The organism is Myxococcus sp. AB036A, from assembly GCF_006547355.1.
Taxonomy (GTDB): domain Bacteria; phylum Myxococcota; class Myxococcia; order Myxococcales; family Myxococcaceae; genus Myxococcus; species Myxococcus virescens.
Genome location: NZ_VHLC01000154.1, coordinates 1 through 15,608 on the forward strand (window position 1 = coordinate 1; position 15,608 = coordinate 15,608).

The 15,608-nt window shown below is 69.9% G+C and carries 14 protein-coding genes; 4 read left to right on the forward strand and 10 right to left on the reverse strand.

The annotated features are described in order from the left end of the window. Nucleotides 1-1,380 (forward strand): methyl-accepting chemotaxis protein (locus tag FL344_RS36020; protein WP_141621703.1); only part of this gene is annotated, 1,380 nt, incomplete at its 5' end. A gap of 99 nt (nt 1,381-1,479) precedes the next feature. On the opposite strand, the gene clpA is transcribed toward FL344_RS36020, so the two are convergent. The 5 genes from clpA to FL344_RS36045 all read right to left on the reverse strand — a co-directional run bounded on the left by clpA (nt 1,480) and on the right by FL344_RS36045 (nt 6,377). Further along, a complete protein-coding gene (clpA, locus tag FL344_RS36025; RefSeq protein WP_141594338.1) occupies nt 1,480-3,777 on the reverse strand; it encodes an ATP-dependent Clp protease ATP-binding subunit ClpA in 2,298 nt (765 codons plus the stop codon). Between the two features lie 3 nt (nt 3,778-3,780). Further along, nucleotides 3,781-4,104: an ATP-dependent Clp protease adaptor ClpS gene (locus FL344_RS36030; RefSeq protein WP_011555974.1), complete on the reverse strand. Its 324-nt coding sequence runs from the start codon at nt 4,102-4,104 to the stop codon at nt 3,781-3,783. Nucleotides 4,105-4,144: 40 nt separating this feature from the next. Continuing rightward, nucleotides 4,145-5,305, reverse strand: a complete 1,161-nt coding sequence (locus FL344_RS36035; protein ID WP_194863380.1) for a GNAT family N-acetyltransferase — start codon at nt 5,303-5,305, stop codon at nt 4,145-4,147. Between the two features lie 67 nt (nt 5,306-5,372). Beyond that, nucleotides 5,373-5,813, reverse strand: a complete 441-nt coding sequence (locus tag FL344_RS36040) for a hypothetical protein (RefSeq protein WP_026114260.1) — start codon at nt 5,811-5,813, stop codon at nt 5,373-5,375. Nucleotides 5,814-5,840: 27 nt separating this feature from the next. Beyond that, a complete protein-coding gene (locus FL344_RS36045; protein ID WP_141621704.1) occupies nt 5,841-6,377 on the reverse strand; it encodes a DUF2378 family protein in 537 nt (178 codons plus the stop codon). A gap of 159 nt (nt 6,378-6,536) precedes the next feature. Here FL344_RS36045 and FL344_RS36050 point away from each other — a divergent pair, with 159 nt between their 5' ends. Next, a complete protein-coding gene (locus FL344_RS36050) occupies nt 6,537-7,103 on the forward strand; it encodes a NifU family protein (protein WP_141594336.1) in 567 nt (188 codons plus the stop codon). Nucleotides 7,104-7,216: 113 nt separating this feature from the next. Then, nucleotides 7,217-8,020, forward strand: a complete 804-nt coding sequence (locus FL344_RS36055) for an SAM-dependent methyltransferase (protein ID WP_305021788.1) — start codon at nt 7,217-7,219, stop codon at nt 8,018-8,020. Between the two features lie 376 nt (nt 8,021-8,396). Here FL344_RS36055 and FL344_RS36060 read toward each other — a convergent pair whose 3' ends face one another. The 3 genes from FL344_RS36060 to FL344_RS36070 all read right to left on the reverse strand — a co-directional run bounded on the left by FL344_RS36060 (nt 8,397) and on the right by FL344_RS36070 (nt 12,233). After that, nucleotides 8,397-10,076, reverse strand: coding sequence for an RluA family pseudouridine synthase (locus tag FL344_RS36060; RefSeq protein ID WP_141621706.1), 1,680 nt, complete (start codon nt 10,074-10,076; stop codon nt 8,397-8,399). 218 nt (nt 10,077-10,294) lie between these two features. Beyond that, entirely contained in the window at nt 10,295-11,446 is a 1,152-nt protein-coding gene (locus FL344_RS36065) for a class I SAM-dependent RNA methyltransferase (protein WP_141621707.1), read from the reverse strand. Between the two features lie 34 nt (nt 11,447-11,480). Next, on the reverse strand, nt 11,481-12,233 hold the full coding sequence (locus tag FL344_RS36070; protein ID WP_141621708.1) for a 1-acyl-sn-glycerol-3-phosphate acyltransferase: 753 nt from the start codon (nt 12,231-12,233) through the stop codon (nt 11,481-11,483). Between the two features lie 223 nt (nt 12,234-12,456). Here FL344_RS36070 and FL344_RS36075 point away from each other — a divergent pair, with 223 nt between their 5' ends. Next, complete coding sequence (locus FL344_RS36075) at nt 12,457-13,347, forward strand: oxidoreductase (protein WP_194858693.1); 891 nt, start codon at nt 12,457-12,459, stop codon at nt 13,345-13,347. Here FL344_RS36075 and FL344_RS36080 read toward each other — a convergent pair. Further along, nucleotides 13,325-14,953, reverse strand: a complete 1,629-nt coding sequence (locus tag FL344_RS36080) for an ATP-binding protein (protein WP_194863381.1) — start codon at nt 14,951-14,953, stop codon at nt 13,325-13,327. The two genes, FL344_RS36075 and FL344_RS36080, sit on opposite strands and share 23 nt — an antisense overlap. A 239-nt stretch (nt 14,954-15,192) precedes the next feature. Further along, a partial coding sequence (locus tag FL344_RS36085) for a TIGR02266 family protein (RefSeq protein WP_141276957.1) occupies nt 15,193-15,608 on the reverse strand: 416 nt, incomplete at its 5' end.

Genomic DNA, 15,608 nt, shown 5'->3' on the forward strand with positions numbered 1-15,608 from the left:
GAGCAGGGGGTGGCGGCGGGGGCCAGCGCGCTCCAGCCCATGCTGGACGCCAGCGTGGGCCATTCGGACCTGGCCTATGCCTTCATTCAAGACTCGGCCGGCAACGTGGTGGCCCACACCTTCCCGGACGGCTTCCCGGACGCGCTGAAGGAGGCGGTCGCCACCGCGGGCGCGGGCTCGGTGCTGGAAGCGGACGCCGGGGGCGTCCGCCTGCGCGCCATGGACGTGGTGGCGCCGGTGGCCGGTGGCCGCCTGGGCTCGGTGCACGTGGGCGTGTCCCGGGACCACATCGACGAACTGGTGTCCGCGCTGCGCGTGCGGATGGTGGGCTTCGCGGCGCTGCTGGTGGCCCTGGGCGTGGCGGTGTCCGCGCTGTTCGGCCGCAGCATCGTCGGCCCGTTGAAGAATCTGACGGAGGTGGCCGGCCACATCGTGGAGTCCGGCGATTTGACGCGCCCCATCCAGGTGAAGAGCGGTGACGAGGTGGGCCGGCTGGCCAGCTCCTTCTCGCAGATGGTGGAGCGGCTGCGCGAGGTGACGCTCAACCTCCAGCAGGCGGCCGTGGCGCTCACCCAGTCCACCGAGCACCTGAATTCGTCGTCCACGGAGCAGGCGCAGACCATCTCCCGGCAGGCCGCGGCGCTGCAGGAGACGCAGGTGACGGCGCAGGAAATCAAGCAGACCTCCATGCTGGCCGCGCAGAAGGCGGAGAGCGTGCTGTCGGTGGCCGAGCGCGCCGACACGCTGGCCAAGTCCGGCGAGGCCTCCATCGAGCTCACCATGGCGGGGCTCAACGACATCCGCGTCCAGGTGGGGGAGATTGCCCAGAAAATCGTCGAGCTGGGCGAGCGCACGCAGCAGATTGGTGGCATCACCCAGACGGTGAAGGACCTGGCGGACCAGTCCAACATGCTGGCGCTCAACGCCGCCATCGAGTCCGTCCGCTCCGGCGAGCACGGCAAGGGCTTCGGCGTGGTGGCGCGCGAAATCCGCGCCCTGGCGGACCAGTCCATCGAAGCCACCACGCGCGTGCGCGAGCTGCTGGACGACATCGCCAACCAGGTGACGTTGGCGGTGCGAATCACGGAGCGCGGCGCCGAGCGCATGGAGTCGGGGCTGGCCCAGGTGCGCACCAGCGGGCAGAACCTGCGCGAGCTGTCCTCCATCGTCCAGGACAACGCCGCCGCCGTCCGGCAGATTGCCGCCGCCGTCAGCCAGCAGAACGTGGGCATCAACCAAATCACCCTGGCGGTGAATGACTTGTCCAAGATGATGGATGAGACGGTGGCCCGCATCGGCTCCACCGGCGAGGCCGCCACCACGCTGCAAATCATCTCCGAGCAGCTCTCCAGCGCGGTGAAGAGCTACCGCGTCGAGTAGTCGCCCGCCCGCCGTCACGGGCGGACAGACGAAGGCCCCGGCTCCCAGGGAAGGGGACCGGGGCCTTGTCATGTCCGCGGCCAGCGCGGGCAGGGGCTATTATGCCACCTCGGCGGTGGCGGGCTCCGTGCGCAGCTTGAGGCTGTCGTCCTCCACGTCGTAGTGGGCGGTGCCGCCATGCTTCAGGTCCCCGAAGAGGAGCGCCTGGGCGAGCGGCTTCTTCAGCGAGTTGTCCACCAGCCGGGCCATGGGCCGCGCGCCGAAGGCCGGGTCATAGCCGTGCTCGGCCAGCCACGCGCGGGCGGCGGGCGTCAGCGCCAGCTTCACCTTCTTCTCGTCCAGCATCTTCTGGAGCAGGCGCACTTCCTTGTCCACGACCTTGAGGATGACCTCGGGCGGGAGGCCGGAGAAGAGAATCCACCCGTCCAGGCGGTTGCGGAACTCCGGCGTGAAGGTGCGCTCAATCGCCTTCTTCGCGCGGGTGGAGTCCACCGGCTTCGCGAGGTCCCCGAAGCCAATGGCCTTGGTGCTCATCTCCTGGGCGCCCGCGTTGGTGGTGAGGATGAGGACGATGTTGCGGAAGTCGGCCTTGCGGCCGTTGTTGTCCGTCAGCGTCGCGTGGTCCATCACCTGGAGCAGGATGTTGAAGAGGTCCGGGTGGGCCTTCTCGATTTCATCCAGCACCACCACCGAGTAGGGGTGCTTGCGCACGGCGTCCGTGAGCAGGCCGCCCTGGTCGAAGCCGACATAGCCCGGCGGCGCGCCGATGAGCCGGCTCACCGTGTGCTTCTCCGAGTACTCGCTCATGTCGTAGCGCAGGAACTCCACGCCCAGCGACTGCGCCAGCTGCTTGGCCAGCTCCGTCTTGCCCACGCCCGTGGGGCCGGAGAAGAGGAACGAGCCAATGGGCTTCTCCGGCGCGCGCAGTCCGGAGCGGGCCAGCATGATGGCGCTGACCAGGTCCTTGATGGCCGAGTCCTGTCCGTAGATGACGCCCTGGAGCTCCTTCTCCAGATTCTGGAGCTGCACGCCCTCGCTGGCGGACACGCTCTTGGCGGGGATGCGCGCCATCTTCGCGACGACGGCCTCCACGTCCGCGCCGCTGACGGTGTTGGAGCGCTGGCCCTCCGGCTTGAGCCGCTCGGCCGAGCCCGTCTCGTCGATGACGTCGATGGCCTTGTCCGGCAGGAACCGGTCGTTGATGTGTTTGGCGGACAGCTCCGCCGCCGCGCGGATGGCCTCGGGCTGGTACTTCACCCCGTGGTGCTCCTCGTAGCGGCTCTTCAGCCCCTCCAGGATGAGGATGGTGTCCTCGACGGAGGGTTCGCCCACCTCAATCTTCTGGAAGCGGCGTGACAGGGCCCGGTCCCGCTCGAAGGCGGACTTGTACTCCTGGTACGTCGTCGAGCCGATGCAGCGCAGCCGCCCGCTGGCCAGCGCGGGCTTGAGCAGGTTGGATGCGTCCATGGAGCCGCCACTGGTGGCGCCCGCGCCGACGATGGTGTGGATTTCGTCGATGAAGAGGATGGCGTTCGGCTGCTCCTTCAGGGCCTTGAGCACACCCTTGAGCCGCTCCTCGAACTGGCCGCGGAACTTGGTGCCCGCGAGCAGCGCGCCCATGTCCAACGAGTAGACGATGGCATCCTTCAGCACCTCCGGCACGCGGCCTTCGTGGATGTGCAGCGCCAGCCCTTCGGCGATGGCCGTCTTGCCCACGCCCGCCTCACCCACGTAGAGCGGGTTGTTCTTCCGGCGGCGGCAGAGCACCTGGATGGTGCGCTCCAGCTCCTTCTCGCGGCCGATGAGCGGGTCGATGCGCCCCTCCTGGGCCTCGATGTTGAGCTGCACCGTGTAGGCCTCGAGCGGGCTCTTCTTCGGGGACTCGCCCTCGTCGTCGTCGCCCGCGGGGGTGGCGTGGCCGGCGCTCTCCTCGCCCTCACCTTCACCCTCGCCGTCCTTGGTGACGCCGTGGGAGATGTAGTTGAGCAAATCCAACCTGGTGACGCCCTCCTGCTGGAGCAGGTAGAGCGCGTGGCTCTCGTCCTCGCGGAAGAGGGCCACCAGCACGTCCCCACCGTCGATGAGCTTCTGCTCGGCGGACAGCGCGTGCATGGCGGCGCGGTGGAGCACCCGCTCCACGCCGATGGTCTGCTGCGGCTCGGCGTCCACGCCCTCCGGCAGGCGCTCAACCGTCTCCTCCAGGAAGGAGACCAGGCGCTCCTGGAGTTGCTTCACGTTGGCGCCGCACCCCTTGAGGACTTCACGCGTGCGCGCATCCCTGGTGAGCGCCAGGAGCAGGTGTTCCAGCGTCAGGTACTCGTGGCGCATCTTCCGCGCCTCGTCCAGGGCGGTGCGGAAGCTGGCCTGCAACTCTTTGGCAATCAGCGGTCCTGCCACGTTTCAACCTTCCTCGGGTTCCATGGAGAGTCGCAGCGGCATGTCGTTCTCCTGCGCCGCGGCCTCCACCGTCTGAATCTTCGTTTCGGCGACGTCGTACGTATAAACGCCGGCCACCCCGACACCGTTGTAATGAACGTGCAGCATGATCTGCACGGCATCCGTCTCCGACTTGTGGAAGACCTCCTTGAGCACGGCCACGACGAACTCCCGGGTCGTGTAGTTGTCGTTGTGCAGGAGCACCTTGTAGAGCGGCGGTTTCTTGAGCTTCTGCTTGGGGGCGGACTCCGTGATGACGGAGGTGTCGTGCTCATGCTTCTGCGCCATAAGTCGTTCGGACTCCCTTTGCTGAACGGGCGGGGGATTTTCAGTCCCCCTCCTTGAAACCAGTCTCCGCCCGCCACTGGGGCAGGCTTCCTTCGACGGCTGCCCGCTCGTGGGCCAGGAAGCCGCGCACGGCCCTGTCCATGCCCGGGTGGAGGAGCAGGTGCGCACTGTACGTGAGGCGCGGCTCGAATCCCCGGGTGAGCTTGTGCTCTCCCCCCGCGCCCGGCTCGAAGCGCTCCAGCCCGGAGGTGATGCCCTCCGAGATGGGGTGGTACAGGCAGACGTTGAAGTGAAGGAAGGGGTGCTCCTCGAAGCAGCCCCAGTAACGGCCATAGAGAACGTTGGCACCGGTGAAGTTGAACGCACCGGCCACCAGCCGGCCTTCCCGGCGGGCCTCCACCCACTCGCAGCGGTGCCGGAAGCGGGCGAGCATGCGAGCGAAGAAGTCCGGGGTGAGGAAGCGCTGGCCCCACGGATACTTGTCCACCGTGGTGGCGTACAGGCGGTAGACGGTGTCCGCGTCCGCGTCCGCCAGCGCGTCCCCGCGCAGGGTGCGGACCTCGATGCCGTGCTCGTTCAGGGCCCGCAGCTCCCGGCGCAGCTGGTTGCGGCGCTTGGCGTGGAAGCGGGCGAGGAAGTCCTCCAGCGTCCGGTAGCCCTGGTTGCGCCAGTGGTACTGCACGCCCAGCCGCACGGCGAAGCCCTGGGACACCAGGACGGGCAGTTCCTCCTCGGTGGGGAAGAGGACGTGGATGCCGGACAGGCGCTCGGCCCGGGCGAACTCCTGGGCGGCGGCGTACAGCTCCGCCTCGCGCGCGGCGCGGTCCTCGCCCGGGGCCACCAGCACGCGGCGACCGGTGGCGGGGGTGAAGGGGACGGCGAGCACGAGCTTCGGGTAGTAGCGCAGGCCCGCGCGCTCGGAGGCGGTGGCCCAGGGGCTGTCGAAGACGAACTCCCCGTCGCTGTCGTCCTTGAGATAGGCGGGCGCGGCGGCCACCAGGCGCGAGCCGCGCCAGAGCGTCAGGTGCCGGGGGTGCCAGCCCCGCGCCGGCACCGCGCAGCCGCTCTCCTCCATCGCGGTGAGGAAGGTCCACTCCAGGAACGGCGTGGCCTGGGCGTCCACCAGCGCATCCCACGTGGCGCGGGGGACGTCGGAGAGGGAGCGCAGGATTCGCAGCGTGGTGGGGAGCGGTGTCGACATCGTCGGGGCCTGGGCCAGGGCGAGCCTATAACGATGCGCGCCCACTGCTGCCACGGCCGTCCGGGCGCTACTTCCCGCGAGTCAGCTCCGCGGCGAGGAAGCGTCCGGCTTCCGCCAGTCCTTCCTCCCCCCGGCGGCGTCCCTCGTCCGATTCCATGACCCGCCGCGCGGCGTCACCCGCGGTGCCCACCTCCAGGTCCACCAGGATGAAGAAGGCGCTGAGCGCCGGACCCACGGGGGCGATGCGTCCCGGCCGCAGGGGCCGCTCACTCAAGGTGGCGGCCACCTTCTCCACCAGCCCGTCGTCGGTGAGCCGCTTCGCCTTGCCGCGCATGGCGGTCCACGTGACATCCAGCAACGTGGGCAGCATCCGTCCGGAGAGCGCACTGGACAGCCGCTGCGCTGCTTCTTCCTCGTCGATGTGGTGGGCCTGCGCGTAGGTGGGGACGAGCTTCGCCACCACCACGGCGCGGGTGGCGAGGTGGGCGAGTCTGGGCGGGTAGGACACGCGGGGCTCCAGGGTGGGGCTGGCGGGCTACCAGCGCACGAACAGACGGTACCCCCCGCTGCTGCGCTCCTCCACGGAGATTCGAGGCCGGGCGTTGGCCAGCTCCAACATTCCCTCCAGGCACCCCGCCATCAGCTCGGGCCGGTTGTAGCGGTCCGACAGGGAGAGGCGGCGGCCGCGCTCGCCTTCGGAGGACATCGAGACGTCCACGTCCGAGCGGCCCATCATCGCCAGGTAGCGAGGCACCCGCTCCAGGGCCTGCGCAGGCCCAATCATGGGCAGGGCTACCGCGGCCACGCGGCCCACCAGCGTCTGCGCGAAGCCGAAGAGGCCCTGGCGGCCCAGTTGCCGGTAGGCGTCCTCGTCACTGAACTCCGAGTATCGCTCCCGCCGTGCCAGGGCCACCGCCTGCTGCCAGAGAGAAATGGGGTAGTCCAACTCCGGCTTTCGGATGTCGTACCCCAGCGCCTCCAGTTCCTGGGCCAGCCGGCCCTCCGCCTGGAGACCCCGCACGAAGAACCCCTCGAACACGCTGGCGGGCACGCGGGGCGGGGGCGGGGGCATGCCCCCAGTCTACGCTAAATCCACTATGAGTTCATGTATTTCTGGGATTGCTGGTTGGTGCCGGAGTGGAGGGAGCGGGGGCGAGGGCGATTGCCAGCCCGCGACCCGGGTTGCTATGGGGCCGCGAGCGCCTTAGAGGAGTCGTCCAAGGAGATTTGAATGTCGGTGAACATCCAGCTCGAGTGGACCCCGAACCCCAGCACGCTGAAGTACGTGGTGGACCGGCGGTTGTTGGCGGGCGGGGCGGTGAACTTCACGAACCCCGAGGAGGCCCAGGCGAAGTCCCCGTTGGCGCGCAAGCTGATGGACGTGCGCGGCGTCACGGCGGTGATGATTGGCACCAACTTCGTGACGGTGACGAAGGGGGAAGAGGGCGAGTGGGACGAGCTCAATGACGAGGTCATGTCCACGCTGGACACGCACCTGACGGCCAACGAGCCGGTGGTGGACGAGGCGGCGCTGGCGGCGGCTCGCGAGGCGGCGGGCTCGTCCGGTGGTGGCACCGTGGAAGGGCGCATCCAGGACATCCTGGACAACGAAATCCGCCCGGCGGTGGCCATGGACGGTGGTGACATCACCCTGGACCGCTTCGAGGACGGCATCGTCTACCTGCACATGAAGGGCGCGTGCGCGGGATGCCCGTCGTCCACGGCGACGCTGAAGATGGGCATCGAGGGGCGCCTGCGGGAAATGATTCCCGAGGTCCTCGAGGTGGTGTCCGTCTGAGGCGCAACGTCAAAGCCTCGCAGGTCCGGCGGGAGCTGCTGCCGGACCAGTCCCCCGCGCTGCTGCGCGAGCTGCACCTGCTCACGCGCGAGGGGCACCTCAACGCGGACGCGCTGCGCAAGCTCAAGCAGGTGAACCACCTGATGGGCTTGCTGCGTCCCGCCGTGGAGGATGTCCAGGCGCGCCACCCGAACGCGGTGATGGTGGACGCGGGCAGCGGCAACGCCTACCTGGGCTTCGTCCTCTACGAGCTGTTCCTCAAGGGCGCCGCCAGCGGCACGCTGCTGTCCATTGAAGGCCGGCCGGACCTGACGGAGCGGGCCCAGGGCCGCGCCCAACGGCTGGGCTTCACGCGGATGCAGTTCCAGACGGCGCACATCGACACGGCGCAGTACCCAGAGCGCATCCACCTGCTGATGGCGCTGCACGCGTGTGACACGGCCACGGATGATGCACTCGTCGCGGCCATCCGCCATGGCGCGGACCACGTCGCGGTGGTGCCGTGCTGCCAGGCGGAGGTGGCCGCGCAGCTCAAGGAGAAGCGCCCCGTCGTGGCCAGCAGCGGCAGCATGTCGCTGCTGTACGCGCATGCCTGGCACCGGCGCGAGTTCGGCTCGCACCTGACGAACGTCATCCGCGCGCTGACGCTGGAGGCTTTCGGCTACCAGGTGACGGTGACGGAGCTGACGGGCTGGGAACACTCGCTGAAGAACGAGCTGATTCTGGGGCGCCGCGTACACCGGGAGAACCGGCGCGCGCGCATTCAACTGGAGCGGCTGTTGGCGGAGACCGGGGTGAATCCCAAGCTGACGCGTGAGCTGGGTGTGAAGCCGGCGGTGTCAGCCGCGGTGGAGACTGTCTCCGCGCCGGAGCCGGATGCCTCCGAAGATACCTCCGAGGACGTCGTCACGCGCTGAACGCGGGCGTCTGCCATGTCGCCGCAGCCTGTCGTCAGGGCGCGGGGCAGGTCCCATGAGCGCCAGCTGTGCCTTCTCGGCGCGGTGCCCCCCACTGCGGCGGTGACAGGGCCGCTCGCCTCAACAAGGTCGCCCCGTCATCGAGGGGCGTCCCTGGGGGAGGCTCTGCTCTCCGTGTCCGGGAACGGTGGATGCGCGGGGGCGCGGCGCGTTCGGAGCGCTTGCTGTTCGGAAATGTCGGGAGATTTCGTGGCGCAAAACTCCCGACATTTCCGAACAGCGAGGTCGGGAGCCCTCGCCGGGGGCCCGCGTCGATGGTGCTCCGGGCGTCGCGGCGCCCTCGTGCAGCGCGGGCTTGCGGTCGAGATACGCGAGGTCAGAAGGGAGCCGGCCGCTCCAGCGTGAGGCGCTGCCCCGTGACAGGGTGCTGGAACGATAGGGCCTCCGCATGCAGATGCAATCGGGGCCCCGGGTGGCCATAGAGGCGGTCGCCGACGATGGGCGCGCCAAGGCCCAGCGGATGGGCCGCGTGGACGCGCAACTGGTGCGTCCTCCCGGTGAGCGGGAAGAGGGCCACCTTCGTGCGGCCGTGGCTGCGTTCAAGCACGTGCCACTCCGTCACCGCGGGCTTGCCGTGCACGGGGTCGTGAATCTGCCGGGGCCGGTCGTCCAGGTCCACGCGCATGGGAAAGTCGATGGTGCCGCGCTCGCCCTGGACGTTGCCTTCGACCCATGCGGCGTAGCGCTTGTGCACCTCGCGCCCGGCGAACTGGCGTTGCAAGGCCGCGTAGGTGCGCGCGTCCTTCGCCGCGACGAGCAGCCCCGACGTGTCCAGGTCGAGCCGGTGCGCGAGCATCGTCCCCGCCGCTTCTGGAGCTCTCGCGCGCAGCCGGGCCAGCACGGAGTCCTCCACCGAGACGTCCTTCGCGGGCACGGAGAGCAGGCCCTCCGGCTTCTCCACCACCACGAGCCATTCGTCCTCGAAGACGATGTCCAGCTCTCGTGACTGCAGCACGGGCACCGCGAACGGCCGGGGCGCGGAGACAGGGAGACCGTCCAGCATGTACGGCAGCAGCGGCCCGCACTTGTCCTTGCAAGCGGGGTAGTACGCGCCGGCGGCCCGGCCTCCCGCGGGAGGAGGGGCACCCCACCAGAACTCGGCGAGCGCGAGCGGACGGAAGCCCTGGGCGAGGGCATGCGCTAGGAGCTTGGGCCCGGCGCAGTCCGCCGCGCCCGATGGGGGCTCGCCTCTGGCGTAGAGGCCGCGCAGGTGCCGGTGTTCTCCGCGTGCATTGGGCACCACGTAGGTGTCGTGCAGGCGCTTCATCAGCGCGCGGCAGACGATGCGCCGCAGTCGCTCCATGGCGCGAAGTCGCCGCTCCATGCGGGCCCGCTGGGGCGCGAGCGCCCGCTGCGCCTCGTCGTGTTGCGCCTCCAGCCTCCGCAGTTCCGCCTTGTCCCCCCGGCTTTCCTGGTCGAGCGCATGCAGCGCCGCTCGCTTCGCCTCCTCACTCAGCGAGTCCGAGGCCATGACGTCTGTGCGCCTCGCATGGCGCTGCTTCTTCCGGGCATCGTGTGTGGCGCGGAGCGCCGCGCGGGCCTCGGTGTGGCGCGCTTGCAACGCGTCATGCGCGGTCAGGACGGAGGCGCGCTCGGGGGACTGGCGGAAGGCCGCCTCACGGGCCATCAGGCGCTTCACCAGGGCGTCACCCGCGGGCTCCAGCCGCTCGCGCTCGTCACGGGCGAAGAGGGGCGGCGCGAAACAGGGGAGGTCCCATCGCCCGCCAAGCATGCCCGAGAAGGCGCGGAGGAATCCGACGCGACCGTCAGGCGCCTGGACCACGAGGATGCCGAACATCTTTCCACCCTCGGACGTGTCGAGGCACGAGGCCTCGAGTCCAGGCGCGAGATGGCCTGCCCGGAGCTCCCGCTGGAGCCATTCCGCCGCACGGCGCGCCAGTGCGTGGGGCGCGCCCTCGTCGAAGGGGTTTGGGAAGCGCCCGGGGAGTTCGTCCGCGAGGGGCTTCGGCTCGAAGGGCGTGAACCACGTTTCCACAGGCCCGCGTTACCACGGCACGGCGGCGCGGCGCATCCGGATGGCGGCCTTCGTGGGCGCTCCACCGAGGACTCCGCGCCTGCCCTCCGAGCGGCAGGACAGTCATCGTTCTTCAGTCAGGGCCGGTTTGCCCGGCTGTCTCGGACGCGAAGCCGGCGTGCATCGGCGTATCCAGGGGCCTTGCTGTAGAGGAGGACCTCGAACGCACCGCCTGGGCCTCACGTCACATCCAGCCCCGACAGCAGCAGCCGGCACTTGAGCCCGCCGTTCTTCACCGGGAGGCTTCGCGCACCCGTCAGTCCCAGCGCCTTCACCAGCGCCGCCTCATCCGGAAGGATGACCGCCGCGCGCCACCCCGCGAAGCCCTGGCGCAGCATGTTCCCCAGGGCCCGGTACAGCGCGGGCAGGTCTTCGGCTTCGCCCACGCGCTTGCCGTAGGGCGGATTCACCACCACCAAGCCCGGGCCTTCCACGGGCGCCTTCAGCGTCCGCGCGTCCTGCCGCTCCAGCGCGAGTGTCACCCCCGCGCGCCGGGCATTGCGCCGCGCCGTTCCCAGCGAGCCCGCGTTGATGTCGTAGCCGTGAATCGCCGCTCCTGGCGCGGGCAGCGCGTCCGCCGTCGCGCGCGCCTTGCGCCCGGCCCAGGCCTGGGCGTCGAAGGAGGGGAAGGACTCGAAGGCGAAGGCGCGCAGCAATCCTGGCGCCCGGCGCATGGCCATCCACGCCGCCTCCACCAGGAAGGTGCCCGAGCCGCACATCGGGTCCACCAGGGGCTGCGTGCCGTCGTAGCCCGCCAGCCGGAGGATGCCCGCCGCCAGCGTCTCACGCAGGGGCGCGCGGCTCACTTCCTGGCGGTAGCCCCGGCGGTGCAGCGCATCCCCGCTGGTGTCGGCGCTCACGGTGAACGCGTCACCATCCACCCGCACCAGCAACGTCAGGCCCGGGCCTCCGCCCTCCTCATCGAGCGGCCCCGCGCGCTCCACCGAGGGCACATTCCACGCATACGCCGCCGCGGAGAACACCACGTCGGGCCCTGGCACGGGGGAGCGGTTCAGGCTCACCGACAGCTTCGGTGGCGAGCGCCCATCCCAGACGTGAGACAGGTCCAGTTCAGCCAGTCGGTCGGAGAGGGTGTCGGAGTCTCCCGCGCGGAAGTGGCCCACGCGCAGCAGCACCCGGCTGGCGCAGCGAAGGCGCAGGTTGGCGTCCTGGTGCAGGCCGGCCGGGCCCTCCAGCTCCACGCCGCCGTCCACGCGGCGGGGCTTCCAGCCCAGCGCGGAGGCTTCTGCCTCCAGGGCGGGCTCCAGGCCGGGGAGGGTGGAGACAAAGAGCTGTTCGTCGGTGCGGGCGCGTGTCACGGGAGCGTCCATTGTCCGCGTCCCGGCGCGCGCCGCAATGCTTCATTCAGGACGCGGGCGCGGAAGGCCGCTCCCAGTCCGGGGCCGGAGCCGCCGCAGCGGAGGTATCCGCGTAGAAGCCGCGGTACTCGGGCGGCAGCAGCTCCGCCACCCGGCGCATCATCGCATCCACCAGGGCCTGCCGCGGGTCCTCGGCGCCCGCCACCTCGGCCTCCAGCGCCTCCACGCGGAAGGGCGGGCCGAAGCGCACGAAGACGTCGGCTTTGAAGAGCCGCTCGCCGCCCATGTCCGAGTCGTTGATGGGCATCAGCTTCTCCGTGCCCTGCAACGCCACCGGCACCACGGGCACGCCCGCGCGCTTGGCAATCAGCGACAGGCCCTTCTTCGCCTGCGTGAGGGTGCCCGTGCGGCTGCGCGCGCCCTCCGGGAAGATGAGCACCGACTTGCCGGCCTTGAGGGTGTCCAGCGCCCGTCGCATCGCCTCGATGTCGGGCGAGTTGGGCTTGATGGCGATGGTCTCCATCGTCTCCGAGGCCAGGCGCGTCATCACCGTGCTCTTCAGCTTCACCCCGGCCAGGAAGACGACCTTGCGCGGCCGGAAGGCCCGGTCCAGCGTGAAGCCGTCCGCGTTGGACAGGTGGTTGCAGAGAAAGAGGCAGGGTTGGTCCGGGATGTTCTCCCGCCCCAGGACCTGCTCGTTCGCCAGGGTGTCCCAGACGCCGTTCATCAGGGCGCGGACCACCTGCTGGCGGGCGCCTTCTGGCAGCTTCGACATCAGGAAGAAGAGAATGCGCAGCACGTATTGGTCGCCTCTAGCTCAGGGGGGCAGTCGTCCCAGGCCCTCAACGCTCCACCCGCAGATGTAGTTCCGACAAGTGTCGCGCGTCAGCACCCCTCCTGTCCCGGCGCCTCGCCTGGCGGGCGAGCCGTCGTACAGCCAACGCTCATGTGGGACTGGGGGGCGGGACGGTTTTTCCTTCCCCTCTTCCCACCCTCCATGCGGGTTGGCTATGGGAGGGCGCATGAGTCTGGTCGAAGCCCGCGCGTCGCGCGCCAGGAAGCCCGTGGAATACGAGGTCACCGTCGACCATGTGCGGATGGACACGCACGACACGGCGACGCTGTTCCTGGATTTCGGCGGAGTCCCGCTGGAATACAAGGCCGGGCAGTTCCTCAACATCGACCCGCACCAGTTCCCCGCCTTGGGCCGCCTGTCGGCCTACCTCCAGGAGCAGAAGGGGCGGAAGGAGCCGCAGCGTTCCTACTCGCTCGCATCTGCCCCACACGAGCCGCTGGTGGCCATCACCGTGAAGGACGAGGAGTTCATCCCCGGCCTCACCCGCTATCCGCCGCTCTTGTCGCCCTACCTCGTGCATGGCCGGCTCACCGGCGCGCGGATGAAGGTGATGGCCTTCATGGGGCCCTATGTGCTGCCGGAGGACGTGGAGGAGCGCACGGAGCACGTGGTCCACCTGGTGGCCGGCTCCGGCGCGGTGCCCAACTTCGCCATCCTCAAGGACGCGCTCCACCGGGGGCTGAAGCTGCGCCACACCTTCCTCTTCTCCAACAAGACGTGGGGGGACGTGTTGTATGGCGAAGAGCTGGCCGCCCTGGAGCGCCAGCACCCGGACCGCGTGCGCGTGGTGCACACGCTTACGCGTGAGACGGATGAGTCGCGCTTCGGCGCCGCCGTGCGGAAGGGCCGCGTCCACCAGGCCCTGCTGGAGGAGCTGATTCAGGACCGGGATACGTGCCTGGTGTACGCCTGCGGCCCGGCGATTACGCCGTGGGACCGGCGCAAGGCGCTGGAGACGCGCACGCCCTCCACGCCGCGCTTCATGGAGACGGTGCTGGGCCACCTCCACGCGCTGGGCATCGAGGACAAGCGCATCAAACGGGAGACATACGGCTAGGCGCTCGCGGCAGCCACAGCTCGAAGCGAGCACCGCCGCGAGGCCGGCTGCTGGCGCGCACGCTGCCCTCATGCGCCAGCACCACGCGCCGGACAATGGCCAGCCCCAGCCCCCGTCCGTTGGCGCGGGTGAGGAAGAAAGGCTGGAAGACGCGCTGCGGGTCCACGTCGGGAATGCCGGGCCCTTCGTCCTCCACCACCAGGCGCACGCCGCCGTCCGCGGGCTCCACCGTCATCCGTACCTTGCCGCCCGCGGGTGAGGCCTGCACGGCGTTGCGCACCAGGTGCGTCACCGCCAGTTGGAGCAGCGTCTCGTCCCCTTCGAGCGGAGGCGTCTCCGCGGCCTCGTCCACGCTGAAGCGCAGCGTGGGGGCGTCCGGCGGGCCATGCATCTGCCCCAGCGCCCGGCGCACCAGCTCGCCCAACTGCACGGGGCGGGGGCGCGGCTCCAGCGGGCGCACCACGTCCAGCAGGTCCCGGACGATGTCCTCCAGCCGGATGGCCTCCTCCTCCAGCATGCCCACCGCGGCTTGTCCCGTGGGCCCCAGGTGGGCCTCGCGGCGCAGCACCGCCACCGCGTTGAGGATGGCGCCCAGGGGATTGCGCACCTCGTGGGCCACGACGCCCGCGGCCTCGCCCAGCACCTCCAGCCGCTCGCGCGCCACCAGCTCGTCCTGGAGCCGGGACACCTCCTCCAGCCGCACCGCGGACATCTGGTGGTGGCGCACGTTCTCCAGCGCGCCGCCCACCAGCTGCGCGAACAGCTCCAGGGTGCTGGCGCCCGCGGGGGTGAGGGCGGGGCCCTGCACGGAGAGCACGCCGAACGGATGCCCGTCCACGAGGATGGGCGCGTCCAGCCCGCGCATGTCCGGTGGATGAAGCTGGCACACGGGGCTCTCCCCGTTGGCGGAAGGCGGGAAGCGCGCCATGCCGAGCATGTCGTGGTGGAAGGCCGCCTTGCGCCGCTCGAGCACCTCCAGGAAGTGCGGCAGCGCGGCGTTCGGAATGCGCACGTCCGCCAGGGGCATGCCGTAGAGCTGCTCGGCCTCGGCCACGATGAAGGGGTTCTGCCGCAGGGGCCCGTACCGGAAGGCGTCGCCGTCCACGTAGACGACGGACACGGAGAAGCCCTGGCGGTAGATGGCGTCCACGGCCGTCTCCAGCACCGACCGCTCGTCGCGGCAGCGCAGCATCGTCGCGGCGGCCGCCACCAACGCCTCCGTGAGGCGCCGCACGGAGTCCTCCGCTTCCGCCTCCAGCAGCACCACCACCAGCTCGTCCGGGTGCGCACCGGGCGCATGCCTCAGGGCCAGCGTGCGCTGGGGGCCGCTCGCCGGCTGCACGCGCACCCAGACGGGACCTTCAGGCAGCGGCCCACCGCGGACGAGGGATTCATACAGCGGCTCCACCCAGCCGCGTTCCGCGGGGACGAAGCGGCGGATGCTTTCGGAGAGCGACAGGGCTTCCAGCTCCGACGCTGGAACGCCCAGCAGGGTGGCGAGCGCCGCGTTGACCCGTAGCACCTGCTCGCCGCGGATGAGGGCGGTGGGGAGGGGCATCGCTTCGAGCAGCCGGTATTCGGCGGAGGCGGTGGACACGACGGTCATCCTCTGAGTCCACCGCACCGTCCGCAAGGGAACTTCAGCGGAGCCGGCGGCGGTGGACGCAATGGGTTTTTCCGCACCCCGTATGGAAGGGCGAGGGGCAACACTCGGAGGGCACGATGATGAACTTCAAGAACCTGATGGACCGCGATGACCTGGAGTTGAAGGCTGTCATGGCCGTGATGGCGGTCTACGTGATGATGGGCGCCGTCTTCCTGGGGCAGATGCTGTAGCGCCTGGTTTCAGGGCTTCTTCTTCAGGTCCTTTGCGCGAGCCAGGTACTTCTGCACGAACTCCTTCTCCTCCGGGCGAAGGTGGCTCAGACGCAACCCGTAGCCGCGCGGGTTCTTTCCGTCCTCCAGCGAATTCTCCCAGATGACGGAGCTGCGGAGCGTCAGCACCCGGGGCGGCTCATCGAAGCGCAAGGTGAGTTCCACCAAGGTCCCCAGCCGCAGCGGCTTGTCCGTGGCGATGAACAGTCCGCCCGATGACAGGTTGATGATGCGGTGGTCGGTGAAGATGCCCGCGTTCTGCAGCGTCACCTTCACGTCCGCGTGGATGCGGTCATCCGAACGCCGCTCCAGGCCGACGAACTCCGCGCTGGAATAGGTGGGTGCCGCCGCGGCCCGGCGCATGGCCGGAGCGGGCGGTGGAGGCG

Coding starts and splice junctions, on each gene's coding strand:
- FL344_RS36030 (WP_011555974.1), bottom strand. CDS start 4,104: ATGGCGCAGAAGCATGAGCACGACACCTCCGTCATCACGGAGTCCGCC.
- FL344_RS36035 (WP_194863380.1), bottom strand. CDS start 5,305: ATGTCGACACCGCTCCCCACCACGCTGCGAATCCTGCGCTCCCTCTCC.
- FL344_RS36045 (WP_141621704.1), bottom strand. CDS start 6,377: ATGCCCCCGCCCCCGCCCCGCGTGCCCGCCAGCGTGTTCGAGGGGTTC.
- FL344_RS36050 (WP_141594336.1), top strand. CDS start 6,537: ATGTCGGTGAACATCCAGCTCGAGTGGACCCCGAACCCCAGCACGCTG.
- FL344_RS36065 (WP_141621707.1), bottom strand. CDS start 11,446: ATGGACGCTCCCGTGACACGCGCCCGCACCGACGAACAGCTCTTTGTC.
- FL344_RS36075 (WP_194858693.1), top strand. CDS start 12,457: ATGAGTCTGGTCGAAGCCCGCGCGTCGCGCGCCAGGAAGCCCGTGGAA.
- FL344_RS36080 (WP_194863381.1), bottom strand. CDS start 14,953: ATGACCGTCGTGTCCACCGCCTCCGCCGAATACCGGCTGCTCGAAGCG.